We start from the raw sequence: 20,345 nt of genomic DNA, 5'->3' as shown, positions 1-20,345 counted from the left end.
TTGCAGCAAGTCACAACAAGGTATTTTATGAGTTACCCTATAGGAACCCCTGGTAAGCCGTGGAACAAAGAAGATAAGAAAGCATGGTTTGAATTACAGTCAGTAAAGCGTAGCTATTTAGATGATGTTGTATCGCAACTAGACTCTTTAACAAGCGATTTCAATATTGAGCAATATGGCGCATTAAGTTACGACAGCGACAAATACCCTCTTTACATTTTAAAGAGCAAACAATGGCAAGCTGATAAACCTGTTGTGCTGGTTACCGGTGGTGTTCATGGTTATGAAACAAGTGGCGTGCATGGTGCTTTAGCGTTTGCTAAGAGAAGTGCCAAAGACTACTTTGCTGATTTTAATATTTTAGTGGCTCCGTGTATCAGCCCTTGGGGATATGAAACGATTAACCGCTGGAATCCAAATGCCACGGATCCAAATCGCTCTTTCTATGCAGATAGCCCCGCTGAAGAGTCTGCAGCAATTATGCAATATTTAGCAGATAACACTATTGCACCTTATGTGCATATTGACCTACATGAAACGACAGACACTGATAATAGTGAGTTTCGCCCTGCTCTAGCAGCACGTGATGCAACGACCCACGATAACTGGAACATTCCTGATGGCTTTTATCTTGTCGCTGATAGTGAGCGTCCGCATGATGCATTTCAAACAGCGATTATAAAATCAGTTGAGAAAGTAACCCACATCGCACCAAGTGATGAGAATAACCAATTGATTGGCGTACCACAAACTCAATTTGGTGTAATTAATTACCAAGCGAAAAAACTGGGGTTATGTATGGGCTTAACCGATGCAGAATATGTCACAACAACAGAGGTTTACCCTGATAGTCCACAAGCAAATGATGACATTTGTATTGATGCACAAGTAGCCTCAATTACCGGTGCTCTAAACTACATTGTTAACAAATAGTTAGCTATACTTTAAAAAGGGAGTGGATTATTTATTCACTCCAATGCAAAATAATTAGATAGGATTCACATAAAAATAAAATTAATGAAAAAGTTATGTTTTTTGAAATTTGTATACTAAATAACTAGACACATACATAGAATTGTATAAAATTCGCGCTCTTTTTAAGTTCAAAAGGAAGCAAATTGGAATTTAAGAATCACTATGGCAGTGTCAGGATTATTACTGAAGGTCCAATTGTTATTGGGCAGTTTTCTGGCAATATTAACGCTCGTTTAGTCAATGACTTTGCAATCAATTTAAAAAAGCATATTACTGCTTTCGCTGGAAAGCCGTGGGCGTATATTAGTCATTCTACCCATTTACTTGCTACCACCCCTGATGCAGAACGTGGTTTTACTCAATTATTCCGTGCCCTGCAAGGCACTAACTGTATAGCAACCGCTTATATGTTTAGCTCGTCTATTGTGCTTAATCAAATGAAACGCATCATTGCACAAGCACAATCTCCAATTCAAATAATGGACTGTTTATTTGATGATTTAGACAGCGCTAAAGCTTATGTGCTAAAGCAGCTCGAATTTGCAGAAATGGCTTGTTAAAAACAAGCCATTTTCGTTTCTAGAGCCGTGATTGAGGTTAATCTCGGTAAAACTTAGTTTCTTTAGTTATTGCGATATCAGCATCTTCTAATGCTTGAATGTGAAAACTAATAGGCGTTACTTTTGACTTTAACTCGTAGCCATCAGCAACCACAGTGACAGGCACACGTTTCATCTGACCTGCTTCAACAGTTATCTTTTCAGGCACCTGTAAGCTTGCTTCTGCAATACCACTTATACCGATTGAATAGCTCAAGCTATGCTGTGTTTTGTTGATAATTGATAAGGTATATGGGTTTTCTACTAAACCTTCAAAATTAACACGATACAGGGAATTACGGTCACGAATGACAGAGGCCTCAATAGGTGTTCGCATTGCCATCCACACAACCATGCCCACGACAAACAGCGCCGTTAAACCACCATAGCCAAGCAGTTTTAACCTAAATGGGTTGGTCGTTTTGCCTTCCATTTGTTTTTCTGAGGCGTATTTGATCAGTCCTTTTTGATAGTTGAATTTTTCCATAGTGCTATCACATGCATCGATACATAAGCCACAGTTTATGCATTCATACTGCAAGCCATTACGAATATCGATACCCGCCGGACATACTTCGACACATAGGTTACAGTCTACGCAGTCACCTAAGCCTAATTCTTTAGGGTCGGCTTTACGCTTACGCGCACCACGAGACTCCCCTCGCGCTTGATCGTAGGTAACAACTAACGTGTCTTTATCAAACATCACAGATTGAAAACGTGAATATGGGCACGCCACTGTACACATTTTTTCACGTAAGAATCCCGCATTACCATAGGTACAAAACGCGAACAAGAATACCCAAAAGCTGACGATACCAGACATTTCTACGGTAAATAAGCTCATGTATAGAGACTTAGCGGGGATGAAATAAGCCATAAATGACATAGATGTAAGCAATGAGATCACCAGCCAAGCTGCATGCTTAGTAATTTTCTTTTGCCATTTACTCACTGACCATTCAGCTTTATCAAGTTTAATACGCTGATTACGGTTACCTTCAACTTTGTGTTCGATCCAAGTAAACATCAGCATCCAAATTGTTTGAGGACAAGTGTAACCACACCAAACACGCCCTAACCAATTAGTGACGAAAAACAATGCAAACGCCCCTGTCATAAATAACATAGCTAAGATCATAAAATCTTGTGGTAACAGCGTTAAACCAAACAGGGTAAATTTTTGGCTGGCTACATCGAGTAATACGGCTTGGCGGCCATCATAGGGGATCCACGGAATGGCGATGAACGTCAGCATCAGCACCCAGCCTAAGTAACGGCGGATACGTTGGAAATACCCCTTTTGCTCACGAATATAAATTGGCCCTTCTTGGTTGTAGGGCTTGATGATTAAGTCTTGCTCTTTAATATCAAATTTCATTTTGCTACTTACTTTTGTGTCGGTAATAACCTGACAGAGCAACAATCAGGCCAAGAAAAATTAAAAATAAGTTATTGATATTAAATGATTAAATTTATATTTGAACGCTCAAAAGCACGATATATCGCGAATGATCGCGATATATCACGAACTAACGCTTTATCGCTAGCTTTTTCATCTTTGATCTAAGGGTACTTTCAGGCAGTCCCAGCAAGGTTGCAGCACCATTTTCACCTGATATTTGCCCGTTACAGCGTTTTAGCACCTCACAAATATGCTGCTTTTGCACCGCATCAAGGGAAACCACCTGCTCATTTGATTGCTCGTTACTCAAAGGTGCTGAAAGCTGCAGTACAGTTTGCTTAGACAAAATAGCTTCACGCTCAAGGATATTTTGTAGCTCACGAATATTGCCTGGCCAATCATAATTCGCCAGTTTGGTGAGTGTTGCTTTGCTAAGCCCTTTTAACTGTTTACCTAAGCGCTTGTTCAGCTGCGTAATAATATTTGCTGCGAGTAGTGGAATATCTTCCTTGCGTTCACGAAGCGCAGGCACACGAATGGGAAACACATTTAAGCGATAATACAAGTCCATTCGAAAGCTGCCCTGCTCAACCATTTGCCACAAGTTACGATTTGTTGCAGCTAACACTCGGATATCGACTTTTAAAGTTTGACTACCACCGACACGCTCAAACTCTTGCTCTTGTAGTACCCGCAGTAATTTACTTTGCGCCTCTAATGGCAGCTCTGCCACTTCATCTAAAAATAAAGTGCCTTTATCAGCCAGTTCAAAACGCCCTTTTCTGCGTTCATTAGCGCCAGTAAACGCCCCTTTCTCATGACCAAATAACTCAGACTCAATTAAGTTGGCTGAAAACGCCGCACAGTTCACTTTTATGAAAGGTTGCTCCGCACGATTGCTCAAGCGGTGAAGGTTTCGTGCCACCAGCTCTTTACCCGTGCCGTTTTCACCTAAAATCAAAACCGTACTATTGGTTTGGCTTACCAAGGTAATTTGCTCGAGCATACTTTGAAATGAATGACTTTGCCCAACTAAGCCAGAGTCTTGCCAATCTTCGTTTAACTCTGAAATAAGGTAAGCATTTTCAGCTTGTAGCTGCTCAGATAAGTGCTGAACTTGTGCTAAGGCATCACGTAACGCCACTTCTGTTTGCTGTTGTTTGGATACATCGCGAAAAATCGCGACTGCCCCAATCAAGGCACCATTTTTATACACTGGTGTTGATGTATATTCAACAGCAAAATAACTACCATCTTTACGCCAGAATACTTCATCGTTTACATGACGGTGTTTGCCATCGAACATGGTGCAATATATTTGGCATTCATCTGCGGGGTATGGTGAGCCATCTTTACGAGTATGATGATGATATTGATGTATTTTTTTACCAAGGAGTTCGTCTGCTTTCCAGCCTGTCATGCGCTCAGCGGCAGGGTTAACAAAAACTGCATTACCCGATAAATCGAAGCCATAAATACCTTCACCTACGGCATTTAGCAGCAATGTGGGGTCGTTTAAAAATTCCTTGATCATAGCCATCACTCAATTCGCGAAATATCACGAGCAATTATGGCAAGGTTAAACATGCTTAACAAGCAATTACAAAAAAAGCGGCTAGAAGCCGCTTTAAAATATCAAATAGTTTTACAGTGTGGGCACTAAAATAATTTCACCCTGAGATACTTTCATATCTAATGGTAATTTGCTCAATAGTGCGACTTTAGGGTCGTTCATATTTAGCTTATAGACAGGGTTAACCGCTAAAAAGCCGTTAATCACTTGCATTGCTTCGTCGTCTAATAAGTTTAAGCTGCCCTTGAAACCCGCGGTGTCGATTGTTGTATCAACCAGTTTTACATTACGTAAAAAGACCGCTTTTTTCTCGCTGTCATAAAATGGGCTACCTTCGATTTGTAGCTTTAAGCGTACTGGATACTTAAGCGCAAACGCTTTGATGACGGCACTAGAATCGGCCCCTAAAACCACCACATCACGTTTATCTGGGCCAACATTGACACTCAGGTCGTTTACCGCAAAATCAACTGGTAAGCCCATCAGCTTAATCTGTTCACTTAGTTTTGGTAATTGATTAGCAAGGGCTGCTTCAATTTCAGAATTGGTAAACGAGTAAACAGACATCCCTTGATCTGTCGTTTTACATGCCCCTAAAAATAAACAGGTAAGTAGTAATAAAATTCTCATTGTTTTCCTCAAAAACACACGGAAAAAAACCGCTTTAAAAAGCGGTTTTATTCGTTAAATTGCAAATATTGCTTTAAGCCTTGCTAGTGTGTCAGCTGAAACTGAACCCTCACTGACTGCAAGTAATTGCTTTAAGTAATAATAAACATCTGCCTGTTCGCCACGGTGTTTATCATCTAACATCGCAACTTGCTCTGTCATACGTAACTGACTATCAGCCGATTCTACGCCTGCCAGAATTTCGATACGGGTTAACAGCTGCGCAGCGTTTAGCTTAGTTGTTAATGAAGCTTGAAACTGCGAAGGCAGTTCGCTGTTGCTTTCAAGAGCAGCAAATAAAGCCGTTAATTTAGACTGCTCTGCTTGCTTACTAATTAGGGCTGATTTTGCACTAATCGCTGCCTCTAACTGAGTCACGCGTGCCGATAACGCTTTTGAGTATTCAAGCTCTGCTAGCTTCACTGTTAAATCTTTAAGCTGTGCAAGATGCACCACGGTCTCAAGTGCAGACTCAAGCTCACTTAACTGCTGTGCGGCAACTTCGTCATTTTGTTGCTGTACTTGCTTTTGCTGTTCAAACTCGGCACTGCGCTTAGCAAAAGTCTCGTCATTAACTCGTCTGAATTGCTGCCACAAGGTGTTTTCTGCTTTCATTCCTGCAAAGCCAATAGTCTGCCAAGTTTGTTGAAGCGCTTTTAGATCTTGGCACGCAGCAGCTAAATCATCACTTTGTGATAACTGTGTTGCTTGCTCAACAAGTGCTGCTTTTTGTTCAGCATTTGCTTTATGAAATGCAGCAAGTTGACCTTGTACTTGTGATTGTGCAGCTTTAAATTGCGTTTGTAGTTCACGGTATGTTTTAGGATCGACATTACCTGCAGAACGCCACGCTTTTGCGGTACGGTTGAACTTGCTTTCAAACTGCTTCCAATCAAACTCATCAGAAGAGCTATCAAGCTCTGTTAACTGCTGCATTTGCGAGATTATTTCAACGCGCTGTGCTTTAGCTTGCTCACGTTGTTGCTCTTGCTCTGCGAAATACTCACGACACGGCGCAAACAGTAATTCAATTTGTTGATCGAATAACTCGCCTTGTTGCTTTTCTGCATCAGTATCTAAACGCCCTAACTCATTCCAACGACGACGTAACTGTTTAACATGCTCTGCACGTTGTTTAGGGTCAGTACACTCGGTTGCAACAAGTTCATTTACTTCAACGAGTAGCGCATCACGCTTTGGTGCCGATGCGTATTTTTGCCAATCTTTTGCTTCTGCTAGTTGCGCTTCTAAATCAGCTTTAAGGCTATTTAATGGCTGTTTGTAATAGTCTGTAAGTGTTGCGTATAGCTCTTCAAAACCTTTAAACACACCAAAGGCAACATTAAAGCGACCTTGCTCAATTAAGCGTTTTACATCACGAGCTTTACGCTTAGCTGTTTGTTGATTTTTCTCAAACTTATTCGTCAGCGGTGCCATCGCTTGCTGCCAACTGTTTACTGTTTCAGCTAAATTTGCTTTAAAGCGACCTTGTAAACGACTAGGAATACTTGCCAGCTTTTTGCGTGCTAATTTTTGCTGTTGCTCAAACTGCTGTTTAAGACCGTCAAACTCGCTTTCGTCTTCAGTTGTCGCAACGATATTTAATTGATCAAATGTCTCTTTAAACTCAGCAATAGCACTAACCAGTTGCGGTAACTGCTCAACTTGCTTAAATAAAGTTGCTAAATGCTGTTTTACATCACGCACAGTTTGGTTATCAGCTAAGTCCGCCTCTGCTAAGGCATCTTTTGCCTCTGCAACTTTTGCCTCTAGCCAATCTTGTTGAATTTGTTCTGGCGTTTCTAAGCCTAATTGCAATGCATTTTCAATTTCTTCGCCAATTGCTTCAAGGCTTGCAAGTGCCAATACCTGACGTTGTTGCTCAGCTAACGCTTGCTGCGCTACTTCATGCTCTTTACTTAAAACTGCAATATGCGATTCAAGCTTTTGCGTAATCGCTGAATATTTTTTATCAAGCGTGCTTACTTGCTCATCGCTCAGCCATTTTAGTTCGATAGCTTGCCACTGCTGTAATAACTCAGCATGTTGCATCGACACTAACTGAAAGTCATTTTTATCACGAAGCGCATTAAGCTTTGCTAATACCACACGTGTATCAGCTTCTACTTTGGCAGGCATTTCTATCGCTAAGCGTTCATTGTCAAGATGAGTAGCTAGTTGGGTATGCGCCTCACCTTTTGCATGCTTTAATAGTGATTTAGCAAGTTGATGATTAATCACAAGCTCAACAAGTTGCAATTGTAGCTCTTCACGGCCTTCTTTAAAGGCTTTATCAATTAGGCTTGGGTTTGCTAAACGCTTTAATAACTTAACGCGAACTTGAAGTTCTTTTTCTGCAAAGGCGAGTTTTTCAAGAGTTTTGACAGGTGCATAACGCTCAATAAACTCATTTTTGATATTTGCATCTAGTTGGCTGTCGGTATTTAAAACCGCTTGATTGATATGCTGCTCAGCAAGGACTTTCAGTGCTTGGTCTTGCTTGTATGCTTGCCACCATAAAACGATATCGTTCACTTTGTTTAATGCTTTTTTGCGGATTTCAGCTGAGCTGTCTTCAAGGGCAATGCTATTTAAGATGCTAAGGTCACGCTCTGTATCAAGACGTTCAACCGCAGCTAAACGGACTTGGTTTTTAGGGTGCTTCCATTTTGGAGTAAACAGGTGTTTAAAGATCATTTTCACTAAACCTAGCTATTTCATTTTCTGATGCGAATTCTTTTTGCAATTGAGCTTTGCTCTTTTGCACCATTTCACCATTTGCGCCAATGGTAAACTGCTCATTGCTTTGCGAAACTTTAGCCTGATAAAGCATCACGAGTTGAACGGTTTGTTGTTTTTGCTCCTCAGTCAAAGGAGTGCCGTCTGGCCACTTACCCGTAGAGGCACCATACTGAAGACGTTCAAATACTTCTGGGGTGATATTTTTAACGATGTGATCAATATTCATGTTACTTTTTCTTTTTTAAAACAACTAAATAGATGCGGCTTACAAGATACCACACAAAACCTACTGCCATTGCCGATGTATAGGCATACCACTCAAGAGACTTTGCTTCGGGGTGCATAAAGTAATAACAGAAAAAGCCCCCTAAAAATAAAATCAGTGCGAGGAAAGACTGATTCATAAACTTTTGTTGTCTACGAATGCGCGTTTCTTTTTGCATTTGCTGCAATTGCTCATTGCTTAGATCGGTGACTTGGCATTCACAATGCGGGCATTGCTTATGTTTGTCAGATATTGATTTTGCACACTGCGGGCAACTAATAATCGCCATATCTTTCTCCATACTACGCATAAAAAAGGCGCCTTTAGGCGCCCTTTATTGTACTTGTTTTATGAGTCGATGTCTTTTTTGAATTTCATTCATTTATGAAGATTCGAAAACCTGCACAACTAAATTCACCGTAAAAACTCAAAAAAACGATTTATTGTTTCTGTTTCGCCTTTTCAGCTAGACGCTTTTCCCAGAAAGTCGCATTTTTAATGCCTAATTTAACTGGATCAAAAGTGATTTCACCACCGGCTTTCTTTTGATCTTCGTAATCACGTAGACAGTTAAGTGCAGGTTTTGCGACAAAGAAAATAGCCAAAATACCCACAATATTGATCCAGGCCATTAAGCCTACGCCAATGTCACCAATATTCCAGATGTAACCTGAGTTGTTTACCATACCGTAAGCCACCATAAACATGATGACAAACTTCACAACAACCAACGGAATATTGCCTTTGAAATAACGGTTTAAATAAGCAACGTTCGTTTCAGCAATATAGTAATAAGCAAGAATTGTAGTAAATGCGAAGAAGAATAAAGCAATACCAACGAATGCTTCACCAAAGCCACCAAATACGCTAAATAATGCCATTTGTGTAAAAGCAGCAGAGCCTACTTCAGTTGCAGCATCAACGTTTTGCACAATGAATTGACCTGCAGGTAACTCACCCACAATGTTGTATTGTTTAGTGATTAGAATCATTAACGCTGTTGCTGTACAAACAAAAATGGTATCAACATAAACAGAAAATGCTTGCACTAAGCCTTGTTGAGCTGGGTGATCTACCTCGGCAGCTGATGCTGCATGCGGACCCGTACCTTGCCCTGCTTCGTTTGAGTAAATACCACGTTTAACACCCCAACCAATAGCAGCACCAAAGCCTGCTTGCGCGGTGAATGCATCAGATAAGATCATTGAGAAGATACCTGGCACTTTATCTAGGTTTAAGAACACCACGATTAACGCTAACACGATGTAACCTAGCGCCATAAATGGCACCACAATTTGTGTGAAGTTTGCGATACGTTTAATGCCACCAAAGATGATAAATGCAAGCACAATTAAGATGATTGCAAGAGCAACCAACTTAAAGCTACCTACTTCACCAAAGCTGGTGCTAACCAATGTGCCTTCACCAAAAACTTGTGTGAATGCATTACCTACCGCATTCGCTTGAACGCCCGGAAGGAATACACCACAAGCAATAATCGCCGATACTGCAAATAATACGGCTAACCACTTTTGCTGTAAGCAGCGGTCGAAGTAATATGCTGGGCCACCGCGATATTGACCGTCTTCTTCTGATTTATAAATCTGACCAAGTGTTGACTCGGCATACGCAGTACTTGCACCAAGAAACGCAACTATCCACATCCAGAAAATCGCACCCGGACCACCAAAGCCGATTGCTGCAGCAACCCCGGCAATATTACCTACACCTACACGGCCTGATAACGAAACCGCTAGCGCTTGAAACGAAGAAATACCCGTATCTGAATTATTAGAGCTAAGTAATAATTTACACATTTCTTTAAAATGTCTAACTTGTGCGAATCGGGTTAAAACGGAATAAAACAGACCTGCGCCTAGACATAAATAAATGAGTGCATCACTCCAAATTATGTCGTTAACGGCGCTTACTAAAGCTTCCATGGATATCCTCTATGATTATATTTTTTATTGTTAGTTACGATACTCAGCGTGAGCTTGTGAGAATGCGCGACTCGATAACTGTGAGAAATAAAAATGAAATTTTGTTACTTCACAGCTGAATATATTGGATATTAACTTAAACCAACCAAGTTTGTTAACAGTTAATTTTCAATATGATAAATGTACCTACTAAATTAACATTCGATGCATCCTGCTCTGCACCGCTGCTTTTTTAACTTTTATACCAATTTGTTTAATTAAGTATTTTTGCAAATTGGTATCAGATACAATTACGGGCATCAGTTTTGCTGATGCCCGTAAGGGTCGTTATCTTAATTTATCAACCACGTTAACAATAGCCGCTAACGTATCTTGACCAAATTGATACGAGCGACGATCTGACCAGCCATAATCTGGATCTGGTAAATCATCGTTATCTTTAAATGGCATCTCTACCGTGTACGCTAATGCATTAAATTCATGCGCGACAGCAGAAGAACCGACAGTTAAGTTAGCCTGGCCCGGCTCATCTTTTGGATAACCATGTTCGTCTTGGAACTCAGGCGTCACAGTTAAAAGCGCAGCTTTAAAGCTATCTTCTAACTCTTTTAAGCGATCATCGTAGCCCGGGATACCTTCACTACCCGCAACAAAGTTATAAGGAATTGCTTCGTCACCATGAATATCTAAGTGCATATCAAGGCCCGTTTCACGCATTTTGTTAAGCACTAAGAAAACTTCAGGGCTATTTTCCATGCTCGGTGTTTGCCATTCACGGTTCAAGTTAACGCCTTTAGCGTTAGTACGTAGGTGACCACGCACACTGCCATCTGGGTTCATATTTGGCACGATGTAGAATACCGCTTTAGATAATAGTGCCGCTGCATGTGGATCTTCATCATCAAGTAATTTATGAAGTAAACCTTCAACGTACCACTCAGCCATAGTTTCGCCTGGGTGCTGGCGCGCCGTGATCCAGATTTTTTTCTTCTCACTGCTAGGAATACCCACACGTAAAACACTCATATCACGACCATCAAGGGTTTCGCCTAATGTTTCTAATTCACAGGCATGTTGGCTTTGTGCCCATGCTAGTAAATCTAAGTGACGGTCATAGCTGTATGGCGCAAAGTAAGCAAAGTACATGCTGCCGCACTCAGGCTCTACTTCAAATGATAGTGTGCCGTTTGCGTACTCAGATGGGACACGGAACCAAGTTTGACGGTCGTATGATGCAACCGCATGGTAACCTTCCCAGCCATCAGGGTATGCTGAGTTCTCTAGGTTATTAATGTGTAATTTATGGTTTTGAAACGCAGTTGTTTCAAGACGAAAGTGAAACCACTGGAAAAAATCAGACTGATTGTCTTTATTGATTTCTAATTGAATATTCAGTGGATCAACGGCTTCAATAACCTTGATATTACCACTGTCAAAATTGCTGGTGATTTTCATTCTATAAACCTATTGGTTAAAAATAATTCTTAGCTATTCGCTTGTTAGTTAAGAATTAAGTCAACGCTCTGTAGTTAGAACGTTTTGTTAGTAATATGGTGTAGACCCTTAACAGCCTATCACATGCTGAAAATTTGCAAAAACTTTCACGACTAAAAAAGCCAGCATAATGCTGGCTTCTAGATTCTTTATAACTTAGGTATTAGCGAGGTAAGCTTGGGAAAGTTACTTCAGCCATATCACGCATACAACGTACTACCTGACAGCTATAACCGAACTCGTTATCGTACCAAACGTAAAGTACAACGCGGTTGTCATCTACGATTGTCGCTTGTGAATCAACAACACCTGCGTAACGGCTACCTACTAAGTCAGTCGATACGATTTCAGTAGACGCTGTGTAATCGATTTGATCACGAAGGTCTGAATGAAGTGCTGTTTCACGTAAGAACGCATTTAGTTCTTCAACAGTTGTACCTTTTTCAAGGTTTAAGTTCAAGATAGCCATTGATACGTTTGGCGTAGGAACGCGGATAGCGTTACCAGTTAGTTTACCTTCAAGCTCAGGTAAAGCTTTAGAAACCGCTTTTGCAGCACCTGTTGAAGTGATAACCATGTTAAGTGCAGCAGCACGGCCACGACGCTCAGCTTTGTGGTAGTTATCAATTAAGTTTTGGTCATTGGTGTACGAGTGAACAGTTTCAACGTGACCATTTTTGATACCAAACTTATCGTTAAGCGCTTTTAACGTTGGCGTAATAGCATTGGTCGTACAGCTTGCTGCACAGACAATCTTATCTTCAGGTTTGATATCTTGGTTGTTAACACCGTACACGATGTTCTTGATGTTACCTTTAGCTGGTGCAGTTAATAATACTTTTGCTGCGCCTTTCGCTTCTAAGTGCTGACCAAGGCCTGCTTCGTCTTTCCAAATACCTGTGTTATCAACAATAAGCGCATTCTCAATGCCGTAAGCTGTGTAATCAACTTCGCTTGGTGAATTAGCATAGATAACTTGGATGTAGCTACCGTTAGCTTTAATTGCATTGCGCTCTTTGTCAATTGTAATTGAGCCATTGAATGGACCGTGGATAGAATCACGACGAAGTAAGCTTGCACGCTTTTCTAGGTCACCATCTTTACCACCACGTACAACGATTGCACGTAAACGTAGGTCTGCATAAGGACCTGACTTCTCGATTAAAAGACGCGCTAATAAACGACCGATACGACCGAAACCGTATAACACAACATCACGTGGTTCTTTACGCTCTGAGTTTGCGATTTCTGCTAATTCGTCAGTTAAGTACTCTTCAACTGAGCGACCTTTAGCAGCATCGTTAAACAAATAACCATACGCTAGTTTACCAATATCGATACGTGCTGAGTTTAAGTCCATTTTGCTAATTGCTTCTAAGAAAGGGAAGCTTTCACGTAAACGTAGTTTTGTACCTTCAAACTGAGCAACTGTTTTGTGTGCTTTGATGATATCGATTGTACTGGCATTAACGAGAGGACGGCCATATACAGCGATTTCGATACCACGATTACGGTAAAGTCTACCAATAATAGGTTGCATACTTTCTGCGTAATCTTGACGTTCTTGCCAGCTGCTTGTGTATTCTAACTCGTGAGATGAGGTCATTTTTTTTACCTAATTAAACAATTTTGAACGGATAGCCTTAAAAAATGTGTTGTGATTTGAGAGCAACACATCTCAGGCAGGGGTATTCTAATTTAAACTCGAACGATTCTCCACTGTTACAGAACAAATCATTGCGCTAGAATAAAGTAGTACAAATTAAGTAGAGGTTAAGGAATGTTATTAAGAGCAAGCGTGTTGCTTGGTTTATTGGCATTAGCAGGCTGTGAAGATCCGCTTACACTGGCGAAAGTGTGCGACGAAACACCTGGCTTCTGCAGTGATTTAAATAAAGACAGTCACTGTAAAGAGCAACGTGCCGAGGTCATCATTCAACGTTATGTTGAATATAAGTCGCCAACAGACGAAAACAAATATCAATTATTAAAAGACTTTGAGAAATACGATCAATGTGTATCGCTTGCGGCCAAGATTGAGCATATAAAACTAAAAGAAAAAACCACCTCTCGCGTTGAAGGTCATTTAACAAGCATTAAAGAAATGACACGTATTTTTCAAGATACCAAAAATACGAACCACCCTGGTTTGTTGTATTACCATTGGTCACGTAATAACGACCAATCAGCGTTAACTAAACTACTCGCCCTTGAAGAAAAACAAGATAAACGGGTGACCGAAGATGCTGAAATGCAGTTTTTCTTGGCAAGCTACTACGTGAAGTTTGATGATGAAAAAACCATTGATTTGCTATACAAAACGCTCGAGTTAAATAAAGCAGGTGAAACACCCAACCCTGAGATCTACCCTACTCTTGTGAGCTTATTCTACAAACACGAAAAGTATAAGCACGCATACACTTTTGCACGCGTGGCACAATTATCAGGGTATGAAAATGTCGATATTTTACCTATCGAAAATCAACTTGCTGCCGCAGGCAAAAGCCTAGACAGCTTAGATGACTTAGCACAAAAAACTTTCGACAGTATCCAAGAAGGAAGCTTCGTATCACCACGCGGGTTTTGATAATTCCAACTCGCTAATGTGCAGTGCTCAGACAAATAAAAAAGGCAGCTAACGCTGCCTTTTCTTATTTTGCTTTGCTTGTACCAACTTCTACACGAGTTTTTAGCTTTTGACCTGGTCTAAAAGTCACAACTCGGCGTGCCGAAATAGGAATATCTTCACCTGTTTTCGGATTGCGGCCTGGACGTTCTTTTTTATCTCGAAGATCAAAGTTACCAAATCCAGAGAGCTTAACCTGCTCGCCTTTTTCTAGCGCTGAGCGGATTTCTTCAAAAAACGCTTCAACTAAATCTTTGGCATCTTTTTTATTGATCCCGAGTTTTTCAAATAGGTGTTCAGCTATGTCGGCTTTAGTAAGCGCCATATCTAGTCCCTCAACGATGCGTTAAATTGTTCGGCCAGTGCGGCCACCACATTATCAACTACTTGATTGATATCTTTCTCTTCGAGCGTTCTATCAACCGCTTGCAGTGTTAGAGCAATCGCCAAACTCTTATAATTTGGCTCAATACCTTTGCCCTTATACACATCGAATAAGTTTAGGTCAACCAATTGATTTCCGCCAACTTTTTCTATGACATTTAAAATATCGCCAGATTTTACGTGATCTTCCACTAAAATCGCGATATCACGGCGGTTTGACGGGAATTTCGACACTGCCACGGCTTCTGGTAATTTTCTTTTTTCTAGTGCAGACATTTCGATTTCAAACACAAATGCTGTGTTGTTGATATCTAGTGACTTTTGCACCTGTGGGTGCACTGCACCAAAGAAACCTACTTTTTTACCATCAACATAAATAACGGCTGATTGGCCTGGGTGTAAGCCATCAGACTGCTCTGCTTTTATCTCAAAACGTGATGAATCGTTACTAATAGCTAAAAGTGCTTCAACATCACCTTTTAAGTCATAGAAATCAACGCTACGCTTTTCTTGAACCCAATGTTCACCGTGCGCAAGACCAGAGATTACACCACCGATAACAGCAACTTGGTTTACGCCGTTTTCAGCATTTTCGTCACGTAAGAATTTTAAGCCGTGCTCAAATAAACGGACGCGTGGTTGCTGACGGTTTTGATTATAAACTAGCGACGCTAATAGACCCGGCATCAAGCTCACGCGCATTGCCGACATTTCAACCGAAATTGGGTGTGGCAATACAAGCGCATCACTTTGCGGGTGTAAAATTGCTTGTGCTTTTGGATCAACGAAGCTGTAAGTAATTGCTTCTTGGTAACCACGTGTTACAAGCGTATTGCGGAATTTAGTTACCGCAACATGCGACTCGTCATGGTTAGTCATTTTTAATTTAGCAGTTGGTGCAACGTTAGGAATGCTGTTATAGCCGTATACACGCGCAACTTCTTCAATTAAATCTTCTTCGATACGAATATCAAAGCGATAGCTAGGTACGTCAGCACTCCATACACCATCAACAACTTTAACGTCTAAACCTAAACGCGTTAGGATGTCAGTTACTTTTGCATCATCAATGTGGTGGCCAATTACACGGTCTAAACGCTCACGACGTAAACGCACTTCTGTTACTTTTGGTAATTTGTCAGTTGCAACTGCTTCAACAACTGGGCCTGCTTCACCGCCAACAATTTCAAGAAGTAATGCTGTCGCTCGTTCCATCGCATCTTTTTGCAGTGCAAAATCGACACCACGCTCGTAACGGTGTGACGCATCTGTGTGTAAACCGTAGCTACGTGCTTGACCCGCAATAGCGACAGGGTTAAAGAATGCACTTTCTAATAAAATATCTGACGTTGATTCCGTTACACCTGACTTTTCACCACCAAAAATACCTGCAATAGCAAGCGCTTTATTGTGATCAGCAATCACAAGCGTAGACTCGTTTAGTTTTGCAGTGTTGCCATCTAACAGAACTAACTCTTCGCCTGCATTCGCGCTACGTACTTTAATACCACCTTCAATTGCATTTAAATCAAATGCGTGCATTGGGTGGCCTAGCTCTAATAAAACGTAGTTTGTTACATCAACAACAGGGTCAATTGAGCGAATACCACTGCGACGAAGTTTTTCTACCATCCAAAGTGGTGTTTCTGCATCAAGGTTAATACCTTTGATCACACGACCTAAATAACGAGGACACGCTTCATCATTCACAAGCTCAATCGATACTTTGTCATCAATCGTTGCAGCAACTGGTGCGATTTCAAGTGTGTTTACATCAACACTGTTAAGTACACCCACTTCGCGCGCTAGGCCTTTGATACCTAGGCAATCACCACGGTTAGGTGTTAAGTCAACATCAATAATGTTGTCGTCTAGGCTTAAGTACTCACGTAAATCAGTACCGATTGGTGCATCACTTGGTAATTCCATGATGCCATCACCTTCTTCGCTGATACCTAACTCAACGAATGCGCACAGCATACCGTGTGAAGGTTGACCACGAAGTTTGGCTTTTTTGATTTTGAAGTCGCCTGGTAATACAGCGCCAACAGTCGCAACAGCGACTTTTAAACCTTGACGACAGTTAGGTGCACCACACACGATATCAAGTAGCTCATCACCACCTACGTTTACTTTAGTTACACGTAACTTATCAGCGTCTGGGTGTTGACCACACTCAACCACTTCACCAACAACAACGCCTGTGAACTCAGCTGCTGCAGGCTCAACACCGTCAACTTCAAGACCAGCCATTGATAACTGTTCCGAAAGAGCCTGTGTGTCGATTGCTGGGTTAACCCACTCTCTTAACCACTTTTCACTAAATTTCATTTTATATCTTCACTCTTAACGGAACTGGTTTAGGAATTTTAAATCGTTTTCGAAAAATGCACGTAAGTCGTTTACGCCGTAACGCAACATCGTCAAGCGCTCAACACCCATACCGAATGCAAAGCCTGTGTATTTTTCTGGATCAATACCCACTGATTTAAGAACGTTAGGGTGAACCATGCCACAGCCTAATACCTCTAACCACTTGCCGTTTTTACCCATAACATCAACCTCAGCTGATGGCTCGGTAAATGGGAAGTAAGAAGGACGGAAACGAATTTCCATATCTTCTTCAAAGAAGTTACGTAAGAAGTCGTGCAGAATACCTTTTAACTCAGTGAAGCTTACATCTGTATCAACCATTAAGCCTTCCACTTGGTGGAACATTGGCGTGTGTGTTTGGTCGTAATCGTTACGATAAACACGACCTGGAGAAATGATGCGCAGTGGTGGCTGCTCAGTTTCCATGGTACGGATTTGTACACCACTTGTTTGTGTACGTAATACAAGCTTAGGGTTGAAATAGAAAGTATCGTGATCAGCACGCGCTGGGTGGTGCTCAGGAATATTTAGCGCATCGAAGTTATGAAAATCATCTTCAACTTCAGGACCTGATTTAACCGCAAAACCTAACTCACCAAAAAAGCTTTCAATACGTTCAATAGTACGAGTTACTGGGTGTAAGCCACCTGTTGGCATAACACGACCCGGTAAAGTTACGTCGATCGTTTCTGCCGCTAGCTTCTCTTCAAGAGCCTTACTTGCTAGTAACTCACGCTTTTCGTTAATGGCTGTTTGTACTTCTTGTTTTGCTTGGTTAATCACTTGACCCGCTTCTTTACGCTCTTCAGGGGCAATCTTGCCTAGCGTTTTAAGTAAGCTGGTGATTTCACCTTTTTTACCAAGGTAATTAACCCTGATATCTTCTAGTTGCGCGATTTCATTCGCACTGGCAACTGCCTCAAGTGCTTGCGCTAAAATATTTTCTAAGTTCATTGAGTACCTGGTCTTTCACAGAAGGATTTTTGTAATAGCTAATGATAACTGAAAGCAAGGACTAGATTCTAGCCCTACTAAAGCTTTAACGTTGATTTTATAAAAGGAATTGTTAATTTTCTTTGTGCAGCCATTGAGGCGTGGTCAAGTTTATCTAAAACGTCTAATAATGCACGCATATCACGGCTTAATCGCGTTAATAAAAAGCGCGCGCATTCATCCGTCAATTCAAGGCCACGCATGTGAGCACGGCGTACGAGCGCTTCGGCTTTGTCATCATCGCTCATTGAACGAATTTGTAACGTTGTGCCCCACTTCAAACGCGAAACTAAATCCGGTAGGTTGATATGTAGCATGTCAGGTAATAAATCAGCTGTGACCACAAGGTATTTGCCCGGCTCATTAAAGCGATTGAAAAAGTTAAATAATCCTTTCTCCCATGCATCGTTGCCTGCTACCAAGTGCACGTCATCAATACATAACACGTCAAGGTTTTCGAGACCTTCAAGTACCACAGGGCCGTAGTCAATCACTTCACGCATCGAAAGTAACATGGTTGACAAACCGCGCTCTTGAGCGTGAATACAGGTCGCATACAACAGGTGCGATTTACCTGAATCGCCCAAACCGCATAAATAAGTATATTGAAATTTGTTACTAAGCTTTGTGAACGCATCTTTAAGGTGACTCACTTCAAGCGAGTTTTCGCCACCAAAATAAGAAGTAAATGTTTCATCATCAGGCAAAGTAACAGGTAATGCCATTTGCATTGGTTCTTGCACTGCGATTAAAGCCCCTGCCACTGATATTCAAGCTCATCTTTATTGACTACTTGATAGAAATCACGCGGGTCCTGATACGCTTTAAAGGCACTATCAAGTTCTAACGCTTTTCTAAAATCATTCATGCTGCCAGTGTGATTAACAGTAAATTGAACGCTATCAGGTGTACGCACAGATATTACGGCACGAGTAACAACACTTAAGCTCTCTAAACGGCGTTTAGCAAATTCAATATCAACAAAGTTATTGATACCTTTAAGATAGAAAGTTGCTGTAGCAAGTTGGCCAATCATCGTTGGATCTATTGCGTATTCTGCTGCTAAGCCACCTGCTAAACTATCAATCATATCTGCAACAATTTGCTGCTTATCACCCATCAAACGATTAGTATCGAATAATTCAGCATTAGTGAAACGCCAATCAAGGATCCAGGTTTCTGAATCAGCTTGTTGATACATTCTTGCAGTAATACTGCGCTCTGCACTATAACGACTCGATGCACGCTCTACAGGCTCAGAAAAATTACCCCATACTTCTGGTATCCCAACAATAGCACGGTCTTCTAAATCAAGCAGTGGCACAACGACAGGTAAACCACGACGACTTGCTTTGTCGTATATAAGCTGTTCAAGCTGTGGGTATGATTCTTGAGTAACCAATTCACGGCGCCAGTTATCTTCAATGCCTAGCCAGATCGCCACCAAAGGACGACGTGTCCCCCAAAGTGGCAAGCCAAGATCTTTGATTAATGCATTAATCTTATTGGCTTCGAACTTAACAACTAGATTTAAACTGCCATCTGCTTTTTCGTCATATTCAAATTTGAGCATGTAATCGGAAATGTCGCGGGTGCGTTGTTTAGCAACCGGGTTTTGATCTGCGCTTGTCTCCCCACTTACTTTCACCAACACATTTAGCAGAGCTTCACGGCTTGCTGCCAAACGAGCATCACGTGATTTGTCTGCAACTTTAAGAGTATCTTGATATAAATTAGTCACCTCAACAGCAAAGGTTGAAGCACTCGAAAAAAATAATAATAAACAAATAAGTAATCTAGACACAGGCCATTAGTTCTTGCTTTTAAACTGATTTGATCCTAAATCAAAGCCATAAACAAAGCAAAGTTAATTTAATGAACGGCAGCTGAGCGAGTTCGTGAATTACAAGAGTAAAGTTAGCGAGGGGAAAGTTGAAGGAGTAAAGGTTTGGAATTCTGGCGTAGGTTGGGTAGAACGGAGTGAAACCCAACACAGAGCTATCAGCTTTCAGCCGTCAGCGTTCAGCTGCGCGGTGTGGGTGTTTGGTCCTGCGTCATCCTCTGGTTCTAGGCAAAGTCTACTTGTAGGAATGGCTTTAGCCATGAATATGTTTGTTATGGTCTGAAATCGGCACTGAAGTGCCTCCTAAGGGGGTGTTGCTGAGAGAGACTCTGTACTAATACCATTCCGCTTAAATATCTGATCTAATATAGGCTATATAAAATCACCGGTTAATAACATTGAATCCAAACATATCTGAACAGCTTTTAGCGCTTTCTCGTAAAGAACCAAACGCACGAAAA

The 20,345-nt window shown here is 41.2% G+C and carries 17 protein-coding genes; 3 read left to right on the top strand and 14 right to left on the bottom strand.

All coding sequences use genetic code 11. The features are described from left to right. The first annotated feature begins 27 nt into the window (after nt 1–27). Together L1266_RS19370 and L1266_RS19365 are read left to right on the top strand one after the other, a co-directional pair. Complete coding sequence (locus L1266_RS19370) at nt 28–933, top strand: M14 family metallopeptidase (RefSeq protein WP_166340681.1); 906 nt, start codon at nt 28–30, stop codon at nt 931–933. 185 nt (nt 934–1,118) lie between these two features. After that, nucleotides 1,119–1,535 carry a hypothetical protein gene (locus tag L1266_RS19365; RefSeq protein WP_054552903.1) on the top strand — a complete coding sequence of 139 codons (417 nt, stop codon included), beginning with the start codon at nt 1,119–1,121 and terminating at the stop codon, nt 1,533–1,535. A 37-nt stretch (nt 1,536–1,572) separates the two neighbouring features. On the opposite strand, the gene ccoG is transcribed toward L1266_RS19365, so the two are convergent. The 9 genes from ccoG to L1266_RS19320 all read right to left on the bottom strand — a co-directional run bounded on the left by ccoG (nt 1,573) and on the right by L1266_RS19320 (nt 13,271). Beyond that, nucleotides 1,573–2,955 (bottom strand): cytochrome c oxidase accessory protein CcoG, encoded by a 1,383-nt coding sequence (gene ccoG, locus L1266_RS19360; protein ID WP_235378166.1) that lies wholly within the window; start codon nt 2,953–2,955, stop codon nt 1,573–1,575. A gap of 151 nt (nt 2,956–3,106) precedes the next feature. After that, nucleotides 3,107–4,513: a sigma-54 interaction domain-containing protein gene (locus tag L1266_RS19355; protein WP_054553081.1), complete on the bottom strand. Its 1,407-nt coding sequence runs from the start codon at nt 4,511–4,513 to the stop codon at nt 3,107–3,109. A gap of 111 nt (nt 4,514–4,624) precedes the next feature. Further along, complete coding sequence (locus L1266_RS19350) at nt 4,625–5,182, bottom strand: DUF1439 domain-containing protein (RefSeq protein WP_054552901.1); 558 nt, start codon at nt 5,180–5,182, stop codon at nt 4,625–4,627. Between the two features lie 54 nt (nt 5,183–5,236). Beyond that, the gene (locus L1266_RS19345; RefSeq protein ID WP_235378165.1) at nt 5,237–7,918 is read right to left on the bottom strand and encodes a DUF349 domain-containing protein; all 2,682 of its coding nucleotides are present in this window, start codon (nt 7,916–7,918) and stop codon (nt 5,237–5,239) included. Continuing rightward, entirely contained in the window at nt 7,908–8,189 is a 282-nt protein-coding gene (locus L1266_RS19340; protein ID WP_054552899.1) for a YeaC family protein, read from the bottom strand. Before L1266_RS19340 ends, L1266_RS19345 begins: the two co-directional genes overlap by 11 nt. Before the next feature lies 1 nt (nt 8,190). Then, the gene (locus L1266_RS19335) at nt 8,191–8,517 is read right to left on the bottom strand and encodes a hypothetical protein (protein ID WP_054553080.1); all 327 of its coding nucleotides are present in this window, start codon (nt 8,515–8,517) and stop codon (nt 8,191–8,193) included. A 151-nt stretch (nt 8,518–8,668) separates the two neighbouring features. Continuing rightward, nucleotides 8,669–10,171: an alanine/glycine:cation symporter family protein gene (locus tag L1266_RS19330; protein ID WP_054552898.1), complete on the bottom strand. Its 1,503-nt coding sequence runs from the start codon at nt 10,169–10,171 to the stop codon at nt 8,669–8,671. Nucleotides 10,172–10,498: 327 nt separating this feature from the next. Continuing rightward, entirely contained in the window at nt 10,499–11,626 is a 1,128-nt protein-coding gene (locus tag L1266_RS19325) for a M14 family metallopeptidase (protein ID WP_054552897.1), read from the bottom strand. Between the two features lie 202 nt (nt 11,627–11,828). Next, nucleotides 11,829–13,271 (bottom strand): glyceraldehyde-3-phosphate dehydrogenase, encoded by a 1,443-nt coding sequence (locus tag L1266_RS19320; RefSeq protein ID WP_054552896.1) that lies wholly within the window; start codon nt 13,269–13,271, stop codon nt 11,829–11,831. A 174-nt stretch (nt 13,272–13,445) separates the two neighbouring features. On the opposite strand from L1266_RS19320, the gene L1266_RS19315 reads away from it, so the two are divergent. Then, nucleotides 13,446–14,252, top strand: coding sequence for a DUF2989 domain-containing protein (locus L1266_RS19315; protein WP_235378164.1), 807 nt, complete (start codon nt 13,446–13,448; stop codon nt 14,250–14,252). Between the two features lie 64 nt (nt 14,253–14,316). Here the strand turns inward: L1266_RS19315 and ihfA are convergent, their stop codons facing one another. From ihfA to L1266_RS19290, 5 genes are all read right to left on the bottom strand, one after another. Next, complete coding sequence (ihfA, locus tag L1266_RS19310; protein ID WP_002960690.1) at nt 14,317–14,616, bottom strand: integration host factor subunit alpha; 300 nt, start codon at nt 14,614–14,616, stop codon at nt 14,317–14,319. Between the two features lie 2 nt (nt 14,617–14,618). Then, nucleotides 14,619–17,006, bottom strand: a complete 2,388-nt coding sequence (pheT, locus tag L1266_RS19305) for a phenylalanine--tRNA ligase subunit beta (RefSeq protein WP_235378163.1) — start codon at nt 17,004–17,006, stop codon at nt 14,619–14,621. Between the two features lie 15 nt (nt 17,007–17,021). Continuing rightward, complete coding sequence (pheS, locus tag L1266_RS19300) at nt 17,022–18,002, bottom strand: phenylalanine--tRNA ligase subunit alpha (RefSeq protein WP_054552893.1); 981 nt, start codon at nt 18,000–18,002, stop codon at nt 17,022–17,024. 77 nt (nt 18,003–18,079) lie between these two features. After that, the gene (hda, locus tag L1266_RS19295) at nt 18,080–18,790 is read right to left on the bottom strand and encodes a DnaA regulatory inactivator Hda (RefSeq protein WP_171038282.1); all 711 of its coding nucleotides are present in this window, start codon (nt 18,788–18,790) and stop codon (nt 18,080–18,082) included. Beyond that, nucleotides 18,790–19,845, bottom strand: coding sequence for a DUF2066 domain-containing protein (locus tag L1266_RS19290; protein WP_235378162.1), 1,056 nt, complete (start codon nt 19,843–19,845; stop codon nt 18,790–18,792). Before L1266_RS19290 ends, hda begins: the two co-directional genes overlap by 1 nt. Between the last annotated feature and the right edge of the window lie 500 nt (nt 19,846–20,345).

It is taken from the genome of Pseudoalteromonas sp. Cn5-37, from assembly GCF_021532495.1.
Classification (GTDB): Bacteria; Pseudomonadota; Gammaproteobacteria; order Enterobacterales; family Alteromonadaceae; genus Pseudoalteromonas; species Pseudoalteromonas simplex.
The sequence above is the reverse complement of the archived record's forward strand: the minus strand, read 5'-3'. Positions and strand labels throughout refer to the sequence as shown.